The organism is Nocardiopsis valliformis DSM 45023, from assembly GCF_000340985.1.
GTDB classification, from domain to species: domain Bacteria; phylum Actinomycetota; class Actinomycetes; order Streptosporangiales; family Streptosporangiaceae; genus Nocardiopsis; species Nocardiopsis exhalans.
On the sequence record NZ_ANAZ01000016.1, the window covers coordinates 126,771 to 145,772 of the forward strand.

Below are 19,002 nucleotides of genomic sequence, written 5' to 3' on the forward strand. Positions count from 1 at the left end.
ATATATGGCCTCTACTTCTCGAATGTCACGGTGACTCGACGGTTGCGCTCGCGGCCTTCTTCGGTGTCGTTGCTGGCAATGGGGTCAGCTGATCCGTGGCCCTCAGAATCGAAAGAGATTCCTTCTCGTGTGATGAGATCGCCCAACGCGGATTCCACGCTCTCGGCACGGTCCTGGGAGAGAGGGATGTTGATGGAATCGTTCCCGGTGTTATCTGCATGGCCGTCAATGGAGATATTCAAAGCGCTGGCGTCATCGATTTCCTGGGCTACCTGCTCCAGAATTTCCCGAGCTTCGCTGTTGAGCTCGGAACTATTAGTATCGAAGAGGACATCCGAGGAGAGGATGATGCTGACCTCTTCCCCTCCCTCGGTGCGGCCTGTCTGGGTATCGGTGTCGTCGGAAATGCTGATGAGGTCAAGAATTTCCCGGTCGGCGAGATCGACGCTTTCGATGGATTCGGATGAGTCGCTGATGGGGATGTTCATCATGGGCGGTGTCAATGGAGTGATTACGGTCATCGCGTCCAGGCCCTCTGGGGGGGCTGGGTAGATCACCCACAGTTCCTTGCTCGCGCCGCTTGCAATGGTTCCATCTAGCGCGCTGCAAAAGCAGCTTCCGTCGTTGAGGCTGTAGCTCAGATATCGCTGGTGCTCCACCTCGTCGATGAGACTTACCTCGCTCGCCGAAAGAGGGGAGTTTAGTCTCGCGAGGCCGTAGCCGAGGTCGAATGACGCCCCCGATTTGTTGGTGACCCCCATGCGAAGGCGGAGAAATTCCTCTTCGATCCTCTCAAGGGCGTATATGTCAATCTGCAGATCCGATCCGATGCCAGTAGAAGTTGATATCGAACTGGCGATAATTTCCTCATCGTTGCCCTCGGGTTTCTGTGTGGAACCCTCGGGTGGATCGGGGGCAAGGTTGTCATCGACTAGGTCTTCAGGGGGTTCTTCGGATCCGACTACGCAGCCAGAGGAGAGAAGAAGCGCGGCAATAGCAGTTACTGCCCACGATGTACTTCTTCTGGGAGGGCGTGTGTTAGGGGTCAAGGTCTTCCTATTCCTCTGGCTGCCTTGGCTCTTGCGTTGATTTACTCGGAGTCCGGTATTTTTCCCGACGGTTCTGCAGGTCGCACTGGAGAGATTGCGGTGACCCTAATTGATGCTGCTCTAGCCTGTCGGGTTTAGGGCGCCCCTAATAGCGTTGTTGATGCCCATGACGATGGTGTTAGCAACGCCGCTGCTCACAATAAGGCCAGCGACGACTGCGACGAAGACGAGGATCGCCGCGTATTCCACGAACCCGGCCCCCTTGTCCTTCTTGTGGGCCTCTTTTGGCAAGGCAAGGGTGCTCATCTTCACCCAGAGCATGTGTGTGAAGTTCATGCGGGTGTAACTCCTTGTTGGGGAGGGTTCTGCCTGTTCGTTTCAGTGGTTTGCACACGACGGCGAGTCTGAGGGCTTGGCACATCCGTGGTCTGGGGACGATGCGGATCTTGGGCCGCGAAACTCCACTAGCGGACACTGTGAGGTATGGGTGTCCTTCTTCTGGCCGGATGTGGCCATGAGACTTAGATGACCTGATCGCCCGTCCACTAACGCCAGCGCATTCACCTTGCTTCAGTGAATACCCAGGTGAAAGCTGGTTTCCGCAGTGGTGCACGTACACGATTCAGCCGTCCGGGGGCGCGATCGATGTTCGACGGGTAACCATGATTGCATGTGGCCTCGATGGATGCCATGGGTGGGTGTAAACACCCAGGCCACTGGGGCTGCCGTGCTCATGGTGTTGAATTGTTTGGCTCTGGTACGAGCCTGTCCGCTAGTTCGAACACCCAGTCCTTCCGTACCTACCGCACCTCCCGAGCCACAGCCTTGGATTCGAGCGCGGAAAGAGCGTGCTGACCAGGGGTTTTAGTGATCTGATAGGCACAACTTCATCCTCCGGTCTTCCCGTCCTGTCTTCCCATTTCCGAACACGCGTCGCTCGCTTGTAGGAGCAGCGGGGCCCTTGCCCTAACCGCGGTCCCCCGTCTCAGTCCCTTCCCCCACCCACTCCTCCTCCTGGTCTGCCCCCGCGGGCGGTCTGACAGAAAGGTCCGAACTTGGACGCCCTATTGCTCATTCCTCTGCTGGGAGCCCTACTCGGTCTGACTGTCGGAGCGTTCCCGCTGTTCAAGGTGGTCAAGGCGGGCAGATCGCTCAGCGCCGCGGTCTCCGCCCTTCCCTCCCCAGCGCGCCAGCCGGAGCCGGAGGACCTCACCCCGCCCGAACTCGCCTACCTGGTGGGCGGAGCGACGCGGGTCGGTGAGGTCGCGCTCATGGATCTGTTCCTGTCGGGTCGTATCCGACGCCAGGCGCGCGGCGGGTTCTTCACACTGGTCGGCCCCTCCAACGCCTACGTCACAGAGAAGGACCAGGTACGCCGGGATCTGGTCAAGGCGTTCAAGGACCGGACCGGCCTGACCGCGCGCGGGATGATCCAGGCCGCCACGTTCAGCAGGGGGATCGACCGGGTTCGGGAGAAGCTCGCGGGACGCCGACTGATCGCGCACTCCGGCGAACTCATCAAGGTGCTGGCCGACTTCCACGACGGCGGCTGGTACGCACAGAAATTCTCCTACGCGGGCTGGGGCCTGACTGCGGCGGGCGTGGTGCTCATGACCGCCCAGGAGGTGAACGAGTGGACGATCGCGCTCACCGTGCTCGGTGGCGTACTCGCGGCCCTGAGCGGTCTCGCTCTGGGGCTGTACCTGGTGCGGGGCGGTCGGAAAACCTCCACCAGTACCACCGCCGGGCGGGAACTGGCCCGGGAGGCGGAGAGCACCTACGCGATCAGCGGCGCCGAGGGGCGGGCGATGGTGCGTGAGGTGGCCCTGAACTACACGGCCGTGATCGGACTCGGTCGGATGGGTAAGGAAGCCGAGCCGAGACAGCGCGTGCGCGTCGGCGACAGCGATACCGCCGTGCGGGTCGTGACTCACACGGGTTCAGCTCAGGTAGTCGAGGAGAGCCCTCACCGAGTAGGGGAGGAGACCCCGGAACCGCGGGAGGGCTTCGAGCTCGACTGGAACAGCCTGTGCCAGATCGCTGATCTCTGTGCCGTGGGTGGGGACAGCGGAGGTTCGGGCGGCTCGGGCCAGGGTGGGAGCGGTTCCTCCGGCGGCGAGGGCGGCGGTGATTCCGGCGGCAGCTCAGGCGGCGATGGAGGAGGTGGAGGAGACGGCGGTGCCTGAGTCCAGTGGAGGGACGAGGAGTGCGTGAATGGATGTGGCTTCTGGAAGGTGTAAGAAGGTTCAGGAGGGCGTTTGTTTTCTGGTATAGCGATTTCGAAGTCGGGCGACGGCTATATCTGGCGCACTCGTGGTCGGCAGTCGGACTTGGTGGCAAATTCCCTTGATTTTGTCATCTACAAGTCAGAAAATCCCAAGAGAGGAAACCCCGACGATGTCTGTGTGGTCTTCTCCGGGGTTCCACTGGCTGAGCTGGTGAGGATCCGCTCCGATCTGCCTGAATACGGGAAGGCGGGTGATGTTCGTGTTTCCGTCAGAGACATGCATGCTATGTACGCCACGCTGCTTTCGTGCTCCAGCTGGATGACCTCCGAAGAGGAGTTCTGGAACAGAGTGGGGTTCTTCAGGGAGCACGCCAGAAGGCTGGCTCAGGGATTTCTTCTGGCGATGATGGAGTATGACATGCTGGATGCTTAGATTGCCTTAAATCTTGGGGGAGCGCACATGCCGGACCTCTTCCAAGCGACTGAGAACCTCAAGCGGTCCAGGGGTTCCCGAAGTCGTTTGGTAGCCGACAGGGAATTCATCGAGGTCATCACCTACGCGACCGCTGACGAGATTCTGGCGGTGCTCGACTACGAGTTCAGGCACGACTGGCTGGTAATGCCTGCGTGGGCGATGAATCTCGCTTTCCGTCTGGCTTGTCTACAGCGCCCCGATGATCCCGTGCTGCTGCGTGAAGCGTCCGTGGCGCTGTTGTTGGTCGGTCCGGACTGGGACGAACACGCCGAGGCGCTGGAACGGCGCGCCGACCAGTTGGAGGGCTCGGATGAGCCCTGTGAACGCGGCTGAGTCGTTCTCCGCTGCCCCTGCTCCGGTGTCTCCACCGCTACCTTCTGCGGGTGCACCCGGGTTCGCGGGCTCCCCGTTGAAGACCGAAGCGACGGCATCACCGATCCCCCCGCCTATGCGGTTGGTGACTCCGCTGGCCAAAAGGGCGGCTACCAGCACCACCACCAGAACGAGCACAGCCCCGTACTCGACGAGACCTGCGCCCTGATCTCCGGAGCGGTCATTGAATCGCCGTAGGTCCATTCTGCGCACCCCAAGGGGAGCCGGGGCACTGGAGGAACGGGGCAGGGTGAGTCGGGGCACGGGGCACGGGGCACGGGGCTGGGGCAGGAGTGAGTTGGGGGCACACTGAGACGCAGCCTGCATCCTGGGGTGAGCTGCGGGGGCAGGGCTATATCCGTGGCCTATCCAGGCCAATGCGGGTGAAGGCAGAGATCGGGGCTCCTCCGGCGATGCGGTTGTGGAGGTTCAGCAGAAGGGATTCGCTCCGTGCAGAGTGCGATGTTCAACGATGATTGTGGGCTATCCCCTGGTCAGGTAGTCGAATCCGCCTTCGCGGTCGTGTTTCGCGAAGATCCGTCACCCATGGACGGGTCAGCTGAGGGTGTCGAGTTGGTCATAGCGGAAGGCGGGTCGTTCCTGCTGTGGAACAGGACAGACTGGACCCTGGAGGTGACGCAGGGGGACTGGCCGGGGTTGCCTGCCTGGGCGTGGCCGGAGGAGTCCTGGGAATTCGTCGCGATGCCGGGCCCGGTAGGCGAGGGGGCCGGTGAGATTCTGTCGGTCGTGCCGACGCGGAACCGCGTTGGTGAGATCAACGGTGTGCTTTTGGAGTTTCCGTGTTTTCGGTGGGAACTGACCTCTGGGGACTCGCTGTCCTGGGCAGTGATCGACAAGACGCCCGAGGGGTGACGTGCGAGCGGCTGAGTGCCTGTCGCCGTGGGGTGGTGGAGGTGGCGCGGCCAACCTGGTGTCAAGGTTGCGGTCGGCCGCACCACAAGGCCCTCGAAGCGTCTCGACCGGAGCGCCGGGAAACTCCCCCTAAGCCCCTCGGCGAGGTGAGTCGAGTTCCTTCAAAAGGGCGTTTGAGGCACGAACATCGGACCCCCTCCCAAGCGTCCGAGGCCGTGCATCCCCCTCCGAAGTCATTTGTACACCCACAGCTACTGGGCCGGGGCTGTTTTCGGGAAAGAGATAAGGTCTCATCCTCGGCTGGCGGGCGATCAGGTCGTTGATTCGGAACCTCGACACGCCCGCGCTGCCCGGATCGGGTCCGAATGCTCCGGCGAAGTCCTTTCTGTCGATGAAAACGGGCTCGCGATCCGGTTCCGGTCAGCTCCGGCTGGAGAGGCACCGGTGTCAGAAATTCGCATCGATGTCTCGGATGCGGATGACGCATAGGAAAAGATGCATCGGCCGCATAATCTGCGAACGGGAGGGCCGTAGGCCCGATGATCCGGACGGTTCCTCCAGGGGAGTACACCCGAACTGTGAACCGGGGGAGCGGGTGACCTGCGTAAGAGACAGGGGGTGGGAGATGAGGCGGAAACCAGCGCCCCACCGCGCACATCGCTGAGCAGGCGCGGATCACCGGCCGCGCCCTGGTGATCAAGGCGTTCAGATCACCCGAGACCGCGGTTGGTACTCGCCGACCCGACCGACCCCCTGTCCCGACCCAACCGAGGAGGATTCCCATGGCCGCGGAACCAGAGGCGGGCGAGTGGTTTCTCCGCTACTTCGCCCCCGGGGAACTAGACCGGCTCGAACAGTTCCCGGTCCGGATCCCCACCGGTCACGAGTTCGGCCTGCTGGGCCTGCTCGGCGCCTGGCACACGCACGTCCGCCGACTCCGGGAGGATCTCGAACTAGCGGATTCCGACCCCTCGGCCTGCGGGGTCCACGACCTCGTGACCGCGCTGGTGCTGCGTGATTTCGTCGACCGGGGGATCACCACCCTGGGCACGGAACGGACCGCGGGTGTGGACGCGGCCCTGGCCGACGCCGACGCGCGGTTCCGCTCCCTGACGGAGGAGGACGGTACCGAGCGCCTGGCCCTCGCCGAACCCGAGGTGGAGGGCAGGGTCACCAAGAACTGGTGGTGGCGCCGTATCCCCCTGAGCGGCCCGGCCCGTAGAGAGCTGGACCGCATCGCCACCCGGGAACAGGAAGGGCGGACAGAGGGCCACTGACCGCGGCCCCGCCGGGAACGGTTCCCTGCGGGGCCGCGGGGTTGATGCTGAGCCGGGGTTCAGCGCTTCCAGGGTTCGGGTAGCGGGGAGCCGGAGACCATGGCGGCCTTCAGCAGAGCCCACCGGTCCCGGGCCTTGGCGATCGCGCGCCAGCAGGTGAAGTGTTCACCGGTTTCCCGCAGGGCCTCGGAGAGCGCGTCGTAGTGGTCGGTGATCTCGTGGAACTCGCAGAGGTGGCCGTTGCGGGCGCTCCAGCGGTGGGGCAGGTCGTCACCGGAGCGCAGGGCGTCGTCGAGGTAGCCGAAGACCGCCTTGGCGGAGATCAGCCGGATGACCGCGTCAGCGCAGGTTTCGGGGTCGTTGAGGAGTTGGGTGAGTCGCGCGGCGAGCGCTTCGGTGTGCTCGTTCACTAGGCCACCCCCACCAGAGCGGACTGCCGGGCTTCCCAGGCCCGGTAGGGGCCGCGCACGATCGCGACTTGCGGGTACTCGTCGTTGAGCGTGTCCTCGGCAGGCGGCCGAGGTGCCGGGATCGAGGGGGCGGGAGCCGCGGGGATTCGGGGCTCAGGCGTCGAGGGTGTCGGTGCCGGGGGAGTGGCTTCGAGGTGCTCGGAGGGCACAAGCTCCTCCACGTAGCGTCGCACCCGCCGGGACCGGTTGCGCCGGGCTTCGGCGCCCAGCTCCCAGAGGTAGCCGAACGGGGTGGTGTGGGCACCGCGTGTCGGCCGGAGAAGCCGTGCGAGCACGGCAAAGAAGCCCATTAGGGTAAGCATGTCTACCTGCTTTCACCAGGTTGGCCGGGCCCGGGGTGTTGGTAGCACCGCCGGGCCACTTGCATGTTCAATAATCGATGATAGTGCAGTTCAGATATAGCATGCTAGACATTCTTGGATTGCCCAGAATGCATGGGCTCCCTAGCGTGCCGGACATGGAGTGGAAAGAGGGACTCTCGCGCTGGGTTCAGATCACGGATGACCTGGAAAGACGCATCCAGAAGGGCGAGTACTCGCCCGGGGACCGGGTTCCCTCCGTCCTCAGCATCATGCAGGAGTACCAGGTAGCCTCTGCGACCGCTCAGAAGTCCCTGGTCGGGCTACGCAGCCGAGGGTTGATCGAGACCTTCCCAGGCATGGGCTCGTACGTGAAGCGGCAGGCTGATGCGGGCTGACCGCACCGCCCCGCGCTATCGCCCTGCTCCGTGAGGAGGGGTGGGTGGTGACCCTGCCGCAGCGGGGGACGCTCGTCGCGCCGGGGGAGGGCGCCTGACTCGAGCGGCCGCCCCTTCACCCCGGCTACCTGCCGCCCGGTTACTTCCAGAAGATCTCGGCGAAGTTCTCGTGCCCGGGCAGCGGGCCCGTCTGCGGTGGTTCGATCTCCTTCGAGTAGACAGTGGTCTCAGAGAAAGCGGCGATCGGCAGCGCCGGTAGGAACTCCATCAGCTGCTCGTTCAGCTCCTCGTAGGCGGCGCGGCGCTGCTCCTGGTCGGGGAGGCTACGGGCCTCGTCGAAGGCCTCGGCGAGGTCGTCGGCCCCGGCCTCGGAGAACTGGTTGAGGGTGAAGTAGTAGGAGTTCAGGAAGTTGAGGGTGTCGTTCTGGTTGCCCCACGCGGTGTGCAGGTACAGCGCGCAGTCTCCGGACCGGACGCTGTCGGAGAAGTCATTCCGCGACAGGGTGACCGGCTCTACCGTCACTCCGACGGCCTCCAGGTCCTGGGCGATCAGGTTCTGGGTCGCCTCGGGGTCGGGCAGGAAGACTTGAGAGATGTCGTTCGGGTAGCACAGGTCGAGTGTCAGATCCCCGTGGCCCGCGTCCGCGAGTAGTTCCTCGGCCGCTTCCGGTGAGTGTTCGATGGTCCGTGAGTCCGGAGACCATCCGTTGACGGCTTCGGGCACGAGCTGGGCGGCGACCTCGCTGTCCCCGGTCATCACCGTGTTGACGATGCTCTGTCGGTCGACGGCACGAGCCAGGGCCTCGCGGACCTCCGCAACCTTCAGGGCCTCGTGTGCCTCCGGCTGGAAACCCAGGTAGAAGAGTAGGTGCGGGTCACGGGAAGTCATCTGGAACCCGGCCCGTTCGAGCTGGGCGATGTCCCCGGGGAGCGCGCGCTCGTAGCCGTGGATCTCCCCGGACTCCAGAGCCTGACGGCGGGCGGCATCGTTGGTGACGGCGCTCATGATCACGGTGTCGATCCCCGCGGAGCCGTCCCTGTGCTCGTCGAACCGTTCCAGGGTGACCACTGCCTCCCAGCGGTCCCACTCGCTGATCCGGAACGGCCCGGTCCCGGCCAGGGCCCCCGGGTTCGAGTAGTCGCCGAGGGGACCCACGAATGGATCGTCCGCGAACTCCGCCACGGCGGAGGCGCTCATGATGCCGAAGGACGCATAGGTGAAGCCGCCGGGCAGTGCCGGGGTGTACTCGTTGACGGTGATGGTCGCGGTCAGGCCGTCAACGACCCGGCAGGAACGGTAGTTGGGTTCTTCCTGGCCATAGTTCCCCCACTGCTCGGCGAAACCGCCGAACACCGCCTGCCAGTAGCGGGTGTATTCGGACTGCTGGTAGACGCCGGTGGTGTTGTGCCAGCGGTCGAAGTTGGCGCAGACAGTCGCGGCGTCCAGCTCATCGCCGTCGTGGAACCGCACGCCCTCACGGAGGTGGAAGGTCCACTCGGTGCCGTCGTCGGAGTGCTCCCAGCTCTCGGCCAGGCCGCCGACGATCTGACCGTCGGCGGGATCGTGGCGCAGCAGGGTCTCGAACACCTGCCGACTGAAGCGGAAGGTGGATTCGTCGCTGGCCAGGAACGGGTCAGGGCTGGAGATCCGCTCGGCGGTCGCGAAGACGAACGGGTCGGACTGGTCCTCGGCCGCCTCCGCTGGGAGTCCCGGGCCCTCGCCCCCGGCGGCCTGCTCGCCGCTGCTCGTATCACCGGTGGGGTCGGGGCCCTCGCGTAGCAGCAGCCAACCGGTCACCCCGCCGATCATGAGCAGGGCGGAGACGGTGGCCGCAAGCCCCACCAGCATGCGGGAGCCCTTCGCCCTGGGAGCGCCCGGGGAAGGCGCCGGGGGTGCTTGGACATCCGGTGGGGTGTGCAGGCGCGCGGGCGTGCGCGGACCCGAAGGGGCGCGGGGACCTGTTGGAGGGTGGGGGCCTGTTGGAGTGTGGGGGCCAGGCGGGACGGAGACGTGCGAACGGTCGGGCGAGGATCCGGTCGCCGGAGCGCCTGGTGCGGGGCCGGTCATCGAAGCGCCTGGAACGCTTCCGGTCCCTGGAGTGCCTGGAGCGCCCGGAGCGGGGGTAGCCGGGGCAGGCTGGGCGACAGGGGCACCCTGGGTGACAGAAGGGGACGTCCCGGACCAGTCCTGGTCGATGAGTGCGCCGACCATCGTGGCCATCTCGTCCGGGGAATTCGGAACGGGGCCCTCACCGCCCCCAGCCGCCAGAGCCCGGACCAGTTCCGCTGCGGTCGGCCGATCCGCCGGATCCTTGGCCAGGGCACGGGTGACGACTTCGCGCAGGCTCTCCGGAACCCCGCTCAGGTCCGGTTCACCGCTCAGCAGCCGGAACATCAGCTCCTCGGCCGAGCCGGTGCCGAACGGCGGACGTCCGGTCACCGCGTAGGCCACGAGCGCGCCCCACGAGAACACGTCGGCCTCGGGCCCCGCCCCGCCGCTGAACCGCTCCGGGCTCATCCACCCGGGAGAACCCATCAGCCCGCCGGTCCGGGTCAGCTGCGTGCCGTCCAGGGCGCGGGCGATCCCGAAGTCGAGCACCTTCGGCCCGTCCGGGGCCAGGATCACGTTCGACGGTTTCAGGTCCCGGTGCACGACCCCGGACGCGTGGATGGCCGCGATCGCCTCCGCCATGCCCACCGCGAGGACCCGCGCCTTGGCTTCGGGCAGCACTCCCTGTCGCCGCACCCGCTGGCCGAGGGTGGGGCCGGGCAGGAACGCCGTCGCGAACCAGGGCTGCTCGGCGGCGGTTTCGTAGGCGAGCACCGACGAGATGCAGCGCGCCCGGATCCGGCTCATCAGCTGGACCTCGCGGGTGAACCGCTGCCGGAAGTCCTCGTCACCGGCGAACTCGGGACGGATCACCTTGACGGCGACCCACTGCTTCTCGGGTGACAGCGCGGCGTAGACGACGCCCATACCGCCCGCGCCCAGCCTTCCCCGGATGTCGAACGGGGGGATCGCGCGCGGGTCGGAGGACTCCAGCGGGGTCATCGGGGGTGTGTCGGGGGAGGGGAGGGGCACAGCCTGCCTTCCAGACCGGGAACATGGGCAGCGCGGGGGCAGCGGCGCCGACGGTCGCGCCAAGGCTAGCCGACGGTTTCTGTGCGTAACGAACCAGGTGCGGTAGATCCCGCCGGTTCGGGGCCGCCAAACGTGACTGGGGCCCGAGCGCGGACCCACGCGTGCCTGTCCGTGTGCACCCGAGCCGTGCACCCGATCGAAGGTGCGGGCACAGCGGAAACGGCAGCCCCGTCAGGTCAGGCAGGCCTCATACGCCTTCCGCATGGCCGGGGCGAGGGACCGAACCCGGAGTCCGGGCACAAGTGCGGGGCGGGGTCTGTGGCGACCCCGCCCCGCACCCCGGTGACCGGGGGAAACGGTTCCGGGCCCTGCCTGGCCCGGTCCCGCACCCTTGACCAATACCCCCGGTCAGGGCTCTGTCTCGACCTACGGTCAGCTCCCGGCGGGCGCCTCCAGGTCGAAGAGGTCGGCCAGCAGCTCATAGGAGCGGAAGCGGGCCTTCTTGTCGTAGATCATCGAGGAGATCATCAGCTCGTCCGCGCCGGTGTCGGCGACGAACTGCTCGATCTTCGGCTTCACGGTCTCGGGGGAGCCCACGAAGGAGTAGCGCAGCATCGCTTCGGTCTGCTGCTTCTCCCCGGGGCGCCACATGGTGTCCATCGCCGAGCTCTCCACCGGCGGTGCGAGCAGGCCGCGGGCGTTGCGCATGATGCCCAGGAAGGCCTGCTGCTGCGAGGTGAACAGGTTCTTCGCCTCGGCGTCGGTGTCCGCCATCACCACGTTGATCCCGGCCATCGCGTAGGGCTTCGGGGCCTGCTCCGAGGGGGTGAAGTCCTCCCGGTAGGCGGCCAGGGCGTCGTAGAGCGCGCTGGGCGCGAAGTGCGACGCGAAGGCGTACGGCAGGCCCAGGTGCGCGGCGAGCTGGGCACCGAACAGGCTGGAGCCCAGGATCCACAGCGGCACCCGCAGGCCCTCGCCGGGTACGGCGCGGACCGGCTGGCCGGGGCTGGCGGGCTCGAAGAGGGACCGGAGCTCCTGGACGTCCTGCGGGAAGGTCGAGGAGGCGGAGTTGTCCCGGCGCATCGCGCGCATCGTGCGCGGGTCGGTGCCGGGCGCGCGGCCCAGACCGAGGTCGATTCGCCCCGGGTAGAGGGATTCCAGGGTGCCGAACTGCTCGGCGATCACCAGGGGGGAGTGGTTCGGGAGCATGATGCCGCCCGAACCCACCCGGATGGTGGACGTCCCCTCGGCGATGAAGCCGAGCGAGACCGAGGTGGCGGCGCTGGCGATCGCCCGCATGTTGTGGTGCTCGGACAACCAGAAGCGGGTGTAGCCCCAGCGCTCCAGGTTCTGCGCGAGTTCGCGGGCGTCACGGAGGGCCTCGCCGGGGGTGGAGCCCTCGACGATGCTGGCGTGGTCCAGGACGGACAGCGCGAGCTTCGGGTTCGTGGTCTCGGCTGTTCCAGCTGCTTCCGTCATCTCAGTTACCCCCACTGGCCTGGCTTATTCGATGATCGACGAACATCGAACATTGACGGTACACTCGCCGCTGAACGCACACCAAATCCCGTGCGCCCGTCGGCCTGGTCGACGGAAGGGGCTCGGTGGGGCGCTCCGGCCCTCGGCCGGACGCTCGAAACGGCTGCGGGGCAGCGGAAATGGAGGTGGGGTCGTGGCTCCCAAGGGGACGGCGAAGGGGCACGAGCATCCGGCCCTGTCTGAAGTGGATCTGGTCACGGTCCTGTCCGCGCTGGCCGAACCCACGCGGCTGCGGATCGTGTGCATGCTCGCGGAGTTCGAGGGTGAGCGGGCGTGGAAGGACATCGAACTGCCGATCGCGCAGTCGACCCTGAGCCATCATCTGAAGATTCTGCGCAACGCCGGTCTGGTGCAGAACCGGACCGAGGGCACCCGCTGCTTCGTCTCGCTGCGCGACCAGGAGCTCGAGGGACGGTTCCCCGGGCTGCTGGAGACGGTCCTGAGCTGCCGGGACGGGCACTAGGCGTCCCCCGGGGCACAGACGCGTCATATCTTCACTCACGTCAAGCGCAACGAAGGTCGGCCTTGTCGAGTTCCCGTGCCCGGTAAGGGTTTTCGTCCCGGGCCGGGCCACCGCCCCGGGCGTCGCCCTCGGTCGCGGAGCCCCGAACTCGGCCACGGGGCTATGCGAATCACGGAAGACAGGCCGCGGCCCCGGCCAAGGGCGGCTCCGAACGAGCCGACCCGGACCGGGGCCGCGGCAGAGGACGTCCCTCAGCCCTGAATTTCCCCCTTGTGTCAGGGGCGAGGGGCGTCCACCCCCCTGTGAGACCGGAGCCTCCGAATCCTCTGTTCCCCTTTTCCCTTCCTTGGGCCTTGCGGCAGGAAGGCAGCAGAGGAGCCGGAGACCCCTTGTCGACGAGTGACACATCCACGTGCTCGACGAACGTGAATTCCCCCGAATCCAGTGCCACTCGCGTGGGTGGGATCCGCCTTCGTGGAAGTCCCCCTAGACTTTTAACTTCCACAAAGCATCTCCCCGTTTAACCCGCGCCTCCCTCGTGTGACGAACGTGGGAAAGCGGGACCCCGCAGATGCACTCTATCGCCTCTCCAAACCATTCTGTCCCGGTCTCTTAGGCCCGACGAACGGTGAACGCGAACCATCCGACGGTCCCTGAAAACGGGCGAATGTACGGAACGACGTAATGCATCATGTGGACACCGCGGTCGGCGCGGGCTCGAGGTGCAAAGCCTGCGCTGGCCGGGTGGCCGATGCTCTGAGTATGCCCGAGGAGGACGGTGCTCCGCAGCCTTTCCGCAGCAATTCCCCAACTTGATGGGACGGCACGGTCGGTGGTCGCGCTCGTACTGAGTCAGAGGGCTGTCCGTATTGGTCGATGGGTACGAACCGATCCGACTTTTGTTGGTGGTTTGGTGCCATAAGGGATCGCCTGACGGGAGTGAGGTGCCTCCCGGGCTGGATTTTGGTGGTGGAGTCGGTCTGTGCGGCTGTTCAGGCGCTGGGTCAGCGGATGAAGTGGTGGCCGGACAGCCGTTGCCGGGCAGGGTTGCGGTCCTGCCTGTGCTGTCCCTGGGGTGCCGGACGGTTCGGTGGGTGCCCGGGATCTCCTGGGGCTCCGAAGCGGGGTCGTTCCCGGCTGTTTCCGTTGATCTCACCGCCTCGAAGCGACACATCGGCGGTTGTCTCATGGGGTGGGACGGGTGTCTGGTTCCCCGCTGCACGGGTGGGTGCCGCCCGGAAGGCCGACGGCGGAGCCGCGCCCTCGCATCCGATCGCCGCTCCCGGATGATCTTGGAGCAACAGGAATGCCTTTTCAATTTCCGTCCGAAAGAATGCAATAGAAGCTGATTCGGGATTATCCGGGGTGTGCGGGAGGTAAAAGCGAGATCTGCGGTTTTGGGTGCTGGTGCACTCATGGGGCCACGGTCTCCGGAGATAGCAGTCGGCGCGAACACCGGAAGCGGCTGACAACCACCGTTGGCACAACCGTGGGGTCGGCGTCGAGCTCTCCGGGTCCGCCGCGGCGGTTCTATGCGACATGCGCATGAGGGCCGCTCTCCGGGGCATCGTCGGAGCAGTCCCACTGTCCGAGAAGCGCAGGTGGGGTCCGGGTCGCGCGGCCGGGCGGCCGGGGTGGCCCCGCATGCCCGAACGCCCCGCACACACTGCAGCACCAAACGCGCCTGGAGTGCGTCACATCACAGAGAAGACGCCCTGCCCACGACAACACCCAGTGCTCGCTCCAAACCCAGTGCTGACTCCGAACTCTGCGCTCACCCCAGCTAGGAGAGACCCCCTGTGAACATCGGCGACGAACTCGGCGGATACGAACTCCTGGAGGTCCTCGGCAGAGGCGGGTTCGGCACGGTCTACCTCGGGCGCGGCAAGGACGGGCAGCTCGCCGCGGTCAAGGTGCTGCACCACCACTACGCCGACAACCCCCAGTTCCGCGCGCGGTTCCGAGCCGAGGTCGAGCACAGCATGCGGGTCGTGGACTTCTGTATCGCGCGGGTCCTGGCCGCGGCCCCGGACGGCGACCCGCCCTGGGTCGCCAGCGAGTACGTGGAGGGCCCCACGCTCCGGCAGTTCGTGCACTCGGGCAAGGAGGACGGCGGCCCCCTGCACGAGGGCGACCTCTACCGGATCGCGGTCGCCACGGCCACCGCGCTCACCGCCATCCACGCCTCGGACGTGGTCCACCGCGACTTCACGCCCTCCAACATCATGGTCGCGCCGGACGGGATCCGGGTGATCGACTTCGGGATCGCCCGAGCCCTGGAGAACAGCCCCGTCTCGGCCAGCGCCCTCCTGGGCACCCCCCGCTACATGGCGCCCGAGCAGTTCCTCGGCAGCAGGGTCACCCCCGCCATCGACGTGTTCGCCTGGGGGTCGGTGATCGCCTTCGCCGGGACCGGCAAGGACATCTTCACCGGAGAGAACCTCGCCGTGACCCTGCGCAAGGTGCTGTTCGAGAAACCCGACCTCACCGGACTGCCCGACAGCCTCGCGTCGATCGTGCGCTGGTGCCTGTACAAGGACCCCCAGCTGCGCCCCACCTCCCAGCGGCTCCTCGCCACCCTCCTCGGGGTGGCGGAACCGGGCGGGGGACACCCCCAGGACCGGCTGCCGGGCTACACCGGCCGGGCCGACCTCGACATCCTGGCCCTGGGAAACCAGATCGGCCAGGGCAGCGGCACCATCGACATCACCGCGATCCCCCGCCTGACCCAGGCACCACCGGACCGGGACGAGCTCTTCGAGATCGGCGGGGAGTCCTACTCCAGCGCCGCCGCGCTCGCGCTGGACATCCAGCGCGACTGGAACACCGCGCTGGCCCTCCTGCGCAACGCCCCGCTCCGGCAGGACCTGCTGCGCTGGCTGCCGGAATCGCACGACCAGGCCCGTCGGACCATCGGCCAGCTGCCGGAGGACTGGGGCGGCGCCGACATCCAGGCCGCCAACCTCATCGCTGACCTCGACCCCGCCCTCCCGCCGATCTTCGACAAGCTCGACATGTCCTGGGGCGCGCTCTTCGCCACTCGGGGCGGGCGGAGCTGGCCCTACCGGGGCGAGGAGTACCGGCGCCTCCTCCGGCTGGTGGAACAGGGCAACCTCCTCGAGCCCTTCAGCCGGCACCACTGTGTGGCGAGCGACCACGAGTGCGCGGCCACGGGCGGCTGCGAACCCTATGCCCGGGTCGCCCGGCAGACCAGGGCCATGTTCGCCTCGCTGCGCAACTGCGAGGCGTGGCTGGAGCAGCTCGGCAAGGGGTTCGGGCTCACCCCCACCCCGATCCCACCGGACCAGCGGGGCGACCTGGTCCACGTTCTGGCCACGGACCCCCGAAGCCAGTGTGACCGGTGGGAACTGGCAGCCTGGGCGGTCGAGGGGATTGCGCAGTGCTCCGAACGCGACCAGGTGTACCGCGCCGTGGGCAACTCCGACGACCCCTGGCCGGAAGCCGTCGTCTTCCGCGCGCACCGGGACGACTTTCGTGAACTGGCCGAGCGGATCAGACAGGAGGAGAGCGCTTCGGGTCCGGACCCTGCTCCGCAGGACCCGCGGGACGAACTGGCCCGATTGGAGCGCAGGGACCCCAAGCTGCTGGTGCGTTTCTTCTACGGGCTGGGCACGACTCTGGTGGCCCTGGCCGTGGTGGTCGGGGCGGTGTGGAACAGTCTGACGTTCCTGGCCGTGGTGGCGGGTGTGGTCGGACTGTTGTTCGGCGGGATCGGTCTGGTGATGGCCCACGACCACGAGCGCGCGCTCAGGAGGTTGAGGGAGAAGTCGGCGGACCTGCCCGAGCGGACGGAGAAGGGTGGGCGACCGCCAGCCGGGCCGGGCTGGGACAAGGGCAGGGGCGCCGCGACGCGGTCCGGCGATGCGGTGGACGCGGTATCCGAGTCCGGGCAGGAGCATCCGGGGGCTTCGGCCACCGCGCCCGCGTCCCAGGAACCGTTCCCGTCTTCTCCCCTCACGGCCTCTGACCCCGCCGAGCCGGGGGTGCGTTCGGGCGTGGGAGGTGCTCCGGAGTACTTCGGTGAGGACGATCCCGATCTGAGCCCGTCGGACCGGATCCGGTTGCGGGAAAGCGTGGAGGCTCAGCCGTTGGACCGGGCCGGGACGGTCCGGGACCGGATGGGGATGTCCGCGGACGAGCGGCTCGCCGCGCGGAGTGCGCCGAAACCGCGTGCCGCCGAACCGCTCGGTTTGGAGGAGGGCACCGGAGGGGCCTCGCAGGAGAGCCCGGCGAAGAGCTCCGGTGGGATCACGGAGAGGAACACCGGGGAGAGCAGGGAGGGGACGGCCGGGGAGAGCACCGCGGAGTGGACCTTCGAACGGGGTGTGTCCTTCGGCCAGGAACGGAATCCGGGGAGCTAGGAGAGGCTGGGGCGGGCGGTGCACCCGCCCCAGCCGGGGTCCGTTCCGGCTTCGGGTCAGCTTCGGCTGCGGGTCAGACGGAGAAACCCGCTGCCCTGACCGACGACCAGGCCGAGGTTGGCCAGGGCGTAGGCCCACCAGAGCCAGGCCAGACCGCCCGCCGCGGCCACCGGGAAAGCGGCCAGGGCCAACAGGCCGAAGCACACCGCGAACGTGTACAGGGTCGGGGTGGTGCGCTTGAGGGCGAGCAGGCCCATGCCCGGCATGGCCTGCATGCCGTCGGCGAGGACAACTACGAACACCACCGGAATCAGCGCCGTGACCAGCGAGGACACGTTCGGGTCGGGGGTGAACACCCCGATGATCGGACCGGCGGCGACCCAGATCAGCAGCATGCTCAGCGCGATCACCGGCAGGGCCACGGCCAGTCCGGCGGTCATCGCCCGCCGGACCTCACCGAACCCGCTCCCGGAGGAACCGTCCCCCTGGTCCCGTGCGGCCTGCGTGGTCTGGCTGGTGTGGGCCGCCTGGGCGGCGCGGGCCATGAACGGGACGGCGGCCTGCCCGACGGCGGTCGCGGGCAGGAACACGAAGGTCACCAGGGTCACCATGACCTGGTGGGCGGCGGCCTCGGCGGCGCCGACCCGAGCCACCGCCATCGCGAGCAGCCCCAGTACCCCGAACTTGATGAGCATCGTCGAGCCCATGGGCAGGCCGACCCGGGCGATGTGCCAGACCCCGGGCCAGTCCGGGGAGCCCAGGCCGAGGTTCTGGCCGTTCAAGACGGTGCCGCGGCGCAGGAGCGCGTGGGCCACGGTCATGACCACGAGGGCGGTGAGGAGCATGGCCAGCCCGGCGCCGGTGATGTCCAGGCCGAGCGCGACGACCAGGGTGGGGACCAGCACCACCGACAGCGCGGTGCCGACCAGCCCCACCGTCATCGCCTGCTTGGAGCGACCCAGGCCGATGAGCAGGGTGGTCGCGCAGGCCTGGAAGGCGTTGGCCAGGAGCGCGAACGCCATCAGGTAGGGGAAGAGACCGAAGGCCGCCACGGTCTCCGCGGGGGCTCCGATCAGCCGGGCGACCAGGGGCACCGCCGCCACCAGGGCGCCGCCGAGGAGGCCCGTGCACAGAGCCAGCCAGAGGGAGTTGCGGACAGTGGGGGCGAGCACCTCCGGGTCCTCGGCGTTCTGCGCCACAAAGGGCATCGAGCCGCGCAGTGCCCCCTGGATCACCATGGAAACGGGGTTGTACAGGGCGATGGTCATCGCGTAGGCGGCGAGCACGGCGGTGCCGGTGTGGCCCAGGACGCCCGCAGTGACCATGGTCCCGAAGACGGTGGCGACCATGGACAGATACAGCGGGAAGGCCTTTCCCCCGATGCTTCCCATCAGGCGCGGGAAGGCGGGGCGCGGCTCCTCGTCGGGGTGGTCCGAAGGCGGAGCGGGGGCGGCCGCGGCTGTGTTTGTGGGGGCGCTCGCGGAGGTGCTCGCGGAGGCGCTTGAAGTGCTCTCGGTAGGTGGCTCCGAGGCCTGCGCGGCTGAGTTGCCGGGAGGCGCGTCGTCGGACAGCTCGGGGCCGGGGGCCGCTTCGCCTGGGAGTTCGGAGCCGTCCTCCCCGGCGTGCTCCGTCGGTGGGGCCGTGTCGCCACCCTTTGCGGGAACGGCGGTGGCATCGGTTGCGTTCGGGGTTCTGTTGTCAGCCATGGTCTTCTCGTGGGTGGAAGTCAGGGGCTTGCCGAGAAAGCTATCAGGGTGAATGTGAAGTATTTCTTCGTAATTTGCTTTGATGTTTGATTTATGGTGGTATCGAAGTTTCCTCTTCTTTTTGAAGACCGTTCCGTATCGTGCTCGTCAGAGTCGAAAGCGTGTGATGGGTGCGGGGCCGGACGGGCCGACGCCGGGACGTGGGGAAGCGGGAGCGGTCGCGGCTGGGGGTTCCGCCGGGGCAGCGGATGGCCGGATGCGGTCAGAGTTGCCAGATGTGCTGAAGCGCTCGGTGGGAGCAGGGTGGCTGGAGATGCCCCTGTGGTTCTGGGATCGCGGTGCGAACGAATGCGTTTCGGTTTCGCCCCGCTGGCCCCGTTGTTGGCACCG

15 protein-coding genes are annotated in these 19,002 nt (G+C 67.1%); 8 read left to right on the plus strand and 7 right to left on the minus strand.

The window, feature by feature from the left end:
- Nucleotides 1-11: 11 nt before the first annotated feature.
- The gene (locus D457_RS37090; protein ID WP_239646137.1) at nt 12-1,049 is read right to left on the minus strand and encodes an OmpA family protein; all 1,038 of its coding nucleotides are present in this window, start codon (nt 1,047-1,049) and stop codon (nt 12-14) included.
- 120 nt (nt 1,050-1,169) lie between these two features.
- Nucleotides 1,170-1,385, minus strand: a complete 216-nt coding sequence (locus D457_RS0117720) for a hypothetical protein (protein ID WP_017582014.1) — start codon at nt 1,383-1,385, stop codon at nt 1,170-1,172.
- 719 nt (nt 1,386-2,104) lie between these two features.
- Between D457_RS0117720 and D457_RS32750 the strand changes: the two genes are divergently transcribed.
- From D457_RS32750 to D457_RS0117745, 5 genes are all read left to right on the plus strand, one after another.
- Nucleotides 2,105-3,235, plus strand: a complete 1,131-nt coding sequence (locus D457_RS32750; protein WP_083926790.1) for a TIGR04222 domain-containing membrane protein — start codon at nt 2,105-2,107, stop codon at nt 3,233-3,235.
- A 147-nt stretch (nt 3,236-3,382) separates the two neighbouring features.
- Complete coding sequence (locus D457_RS0117730; protein WP_152514268.1) at nt 3,383-3,709, plus strand: hypothetical protein; 327 nt, start codon at nt 3,383-3,385, stop codon at nt 3,707-3,709.
- Between the two features lie 27 nt (nt 3,710-3,736).
- The gene (locus D457_RS0117735) at nt 3,737-4,084 is read left to right on the plus strand and encodes a hypothetical protein (RefSeq protein WP_017582017.1); all 348 of its coding nucleotides are present in this window, start codon (nt 3,737-3,739) and stop codon (nt 4,082-4,084) included.
- Nucleotides 4,085-4,573: 489 nt separating this feature from the next.
- Nucleotides 4,574-4,996: a hypothetical protein gene (locus D457_RS32755; RefSeq protein WP_239646138.1), complete on the plus strand. Its 423-nt coding sequence runs from the start codon at nt 4,574-4,576 to the stop codon at nt 4,994-4,996.
- 782 nt (nt 4,997-5,778) lie between these two features.
- A complete protein-coding gene (locus tag D457_RS0117745; RefSeq protein ID WP_017582019.1) occupies nt 5,779-6,273 on the plus strand; it encodes a hypothetical protein in 495 nt (164 codons plus the stop codon).
- Between the two features lie 59 nt (nt 6,274-6,332).
- On the opposite strand, the gene D457_RS0117750 is transcribed toward D457_RS0117745, so the two are convergent.
- A complete protein-coding gene (locus tag D457_RS0117750) occupies nt 6,333-6,683 on the minus strand; it encodes a hypothetical protein (protein WP_017582020.1) in 351 nt (116 codons plus the stop codon).
- On the minus strand, nt 6,683-7,045 hold the full coding sequence (locus tag D457_RS0117755) for a hypothetical protein (RefSeq protein ID WP_026116758.1): 363 nt from the start codon (nt 7,043-7,045) through the stop codon (nt 6,683-6,685). Before D457_RS0117755 ends, D457_RS0117750 begins: the two co-directional genes overlap by 1 nt.
- 155 nt (nt 7,046-7,200) lie before the next feature.
- Between D457_RS0117755 and D457_RS32760 the strand changes: the two genes are divergently transcribed.
- Complete coding sequence (locus D457_RS32760) at nt 7,201-7,440, plus strand: GntR family transcriptional regulator (protein ID WP_026116759.1); 240 nt, start codon at nt 7,201-7,203, stop codon at nt 7,438-7,440.
- 139 nt (nt 7,441-7,579) lie between these two features.
- On the opposite strand, the gene D457_RS0117765 is transcribed toward D457_RS32760, so the two are convergent.
- Nucleotides 7,580-10,492 carry an ABC transporter substrate-binding protein gene (locus tag D457_RS0117765; RefSeq protein ID WP_239646139.1) on the minus strand — a complete coding sequence of 971 codons (2,913 nt, stop codon included), beginning with the start codon at nt 10,490-10,492 and terminating at the stop codon, nt 7,580-7,582.
- Between the two features lie 462 nt (nt 10,493-10,954).
- On the minus strand, nt 10,955-12,001 hold the full coding sequence (locus tag D457_RS0117770; protein ID WP_017582024.1) for an LLM class flavin-dependent oxidoreductase: 1,047 nt from the start codon (nt 11,999-12,001) through the stop codon (nt 10,955-10,957).
- Nucleotides 12,002-12,245: 244 nt separating this feature from the next.
- On the opposite strand from D457_RS0117770, the gene D457_RS0117775 reads away from it, so the two are divergent.
- Nucleotides 12,246-12,524 (plus strand): ArsR/SmtB family transcription factor, encoded by a 279-nt coding sequence (locus tag D457_RS0117775; protein ID WP_017582025.1) that lies wholly within the window; start codon nt 12,246-12,248, stop codon nt 12,522-12,524.
- A gap of 1,799 nt (nt 12,525-14,323) precedes the next feature.
- Nucleotides 14,324-16,906, plus strand: coding sequence for a serine/threonine-protein kinase (locus tag D457_RS34145; RefSeq protein ID WP_051072958.1), 2,583 nt, complete (start codon nt 14,324-14,326; stop codon nt 16,904-16,906).
- 56 nt (nt 16,907-16,962) lie between these two features.
- Here the strand turns inward: D457_RS34145 and D457_RS32770 are convergent, their stop codons facing one another.
- Nucleotides 16,963-18,612, minus strand: a complete 1,650-nt coding sequence (locus tag D457_RS32770; protein ID WP_017582026.1) for an MATE family efflux transporter — start codon at nt 18,610-18,612, stop codon at nt 16,963-16,965.
- Between the last annotated feature and the right edge of the window lie 390 nt (nt 18,613-19,002).

Excerpts from the sequence above, each read along its gene's own strand:
- D457_RS0117720 (WP_017582014.1), bottom strand. The coding sequence starts at position 1,385 with ATGAACTTCACACACATGCTCTGGGTGAAGATGAGCACCCTTGCCTTG.
- D457_RS0117735 (WP_017582017.1), top strand. The coding sequence starts at position 3,737 with ATGCCGGACCTCTTCCAAGCGACTGAGAACCTCAAGCGGTCCAGGGGT.
- D457_RS0117745 (WP_017582019.1), top strand. The coding sequence starts at position 5,779 with ATGGCCGCGGAACCAGAGGCGGGCGAGTGGTTTCTCCGCTACTTCGCC.
- D457_RS0117755 (WP_026116758.1), bottom strand. The coding sequence starts at position 7,045 with ATGCTTACCCTAATGGGCTTCTTTGCCGTGCTCGCACGGCTTCTCCGG.
- D457_RS32760 (WP_026116759.1), top strand. The coding sequence starts at position 7,201 with ATGGAGTGGAAAGAGGGACTCTCGCGCTGGGTTCAGATCACGGATGAC.
- D457_RS0117765 (WP_239646139.1), bottom strand. The coding sequence starts at position 10,492 with ATGACCCCGCTGGAGTCCTCCGACCCGCGCGCGATCCCCCCGTTCGAC.
- D457_RS0117770 (WP_017582024.1), bottom strand. The coding sequence starts at position 12,001 with ATGACGGAAGCAGCTGGAACAGCCGAGACCACGAACCCGAAGCTCGCG.
- D457_RS32770 (WP_017582026.1), bottom strand. The coding sequence starts at position 18,612 with ATGGCTGACAACAGAACCCCGAACGCAACCGATGCCACCGCCGTTCCC.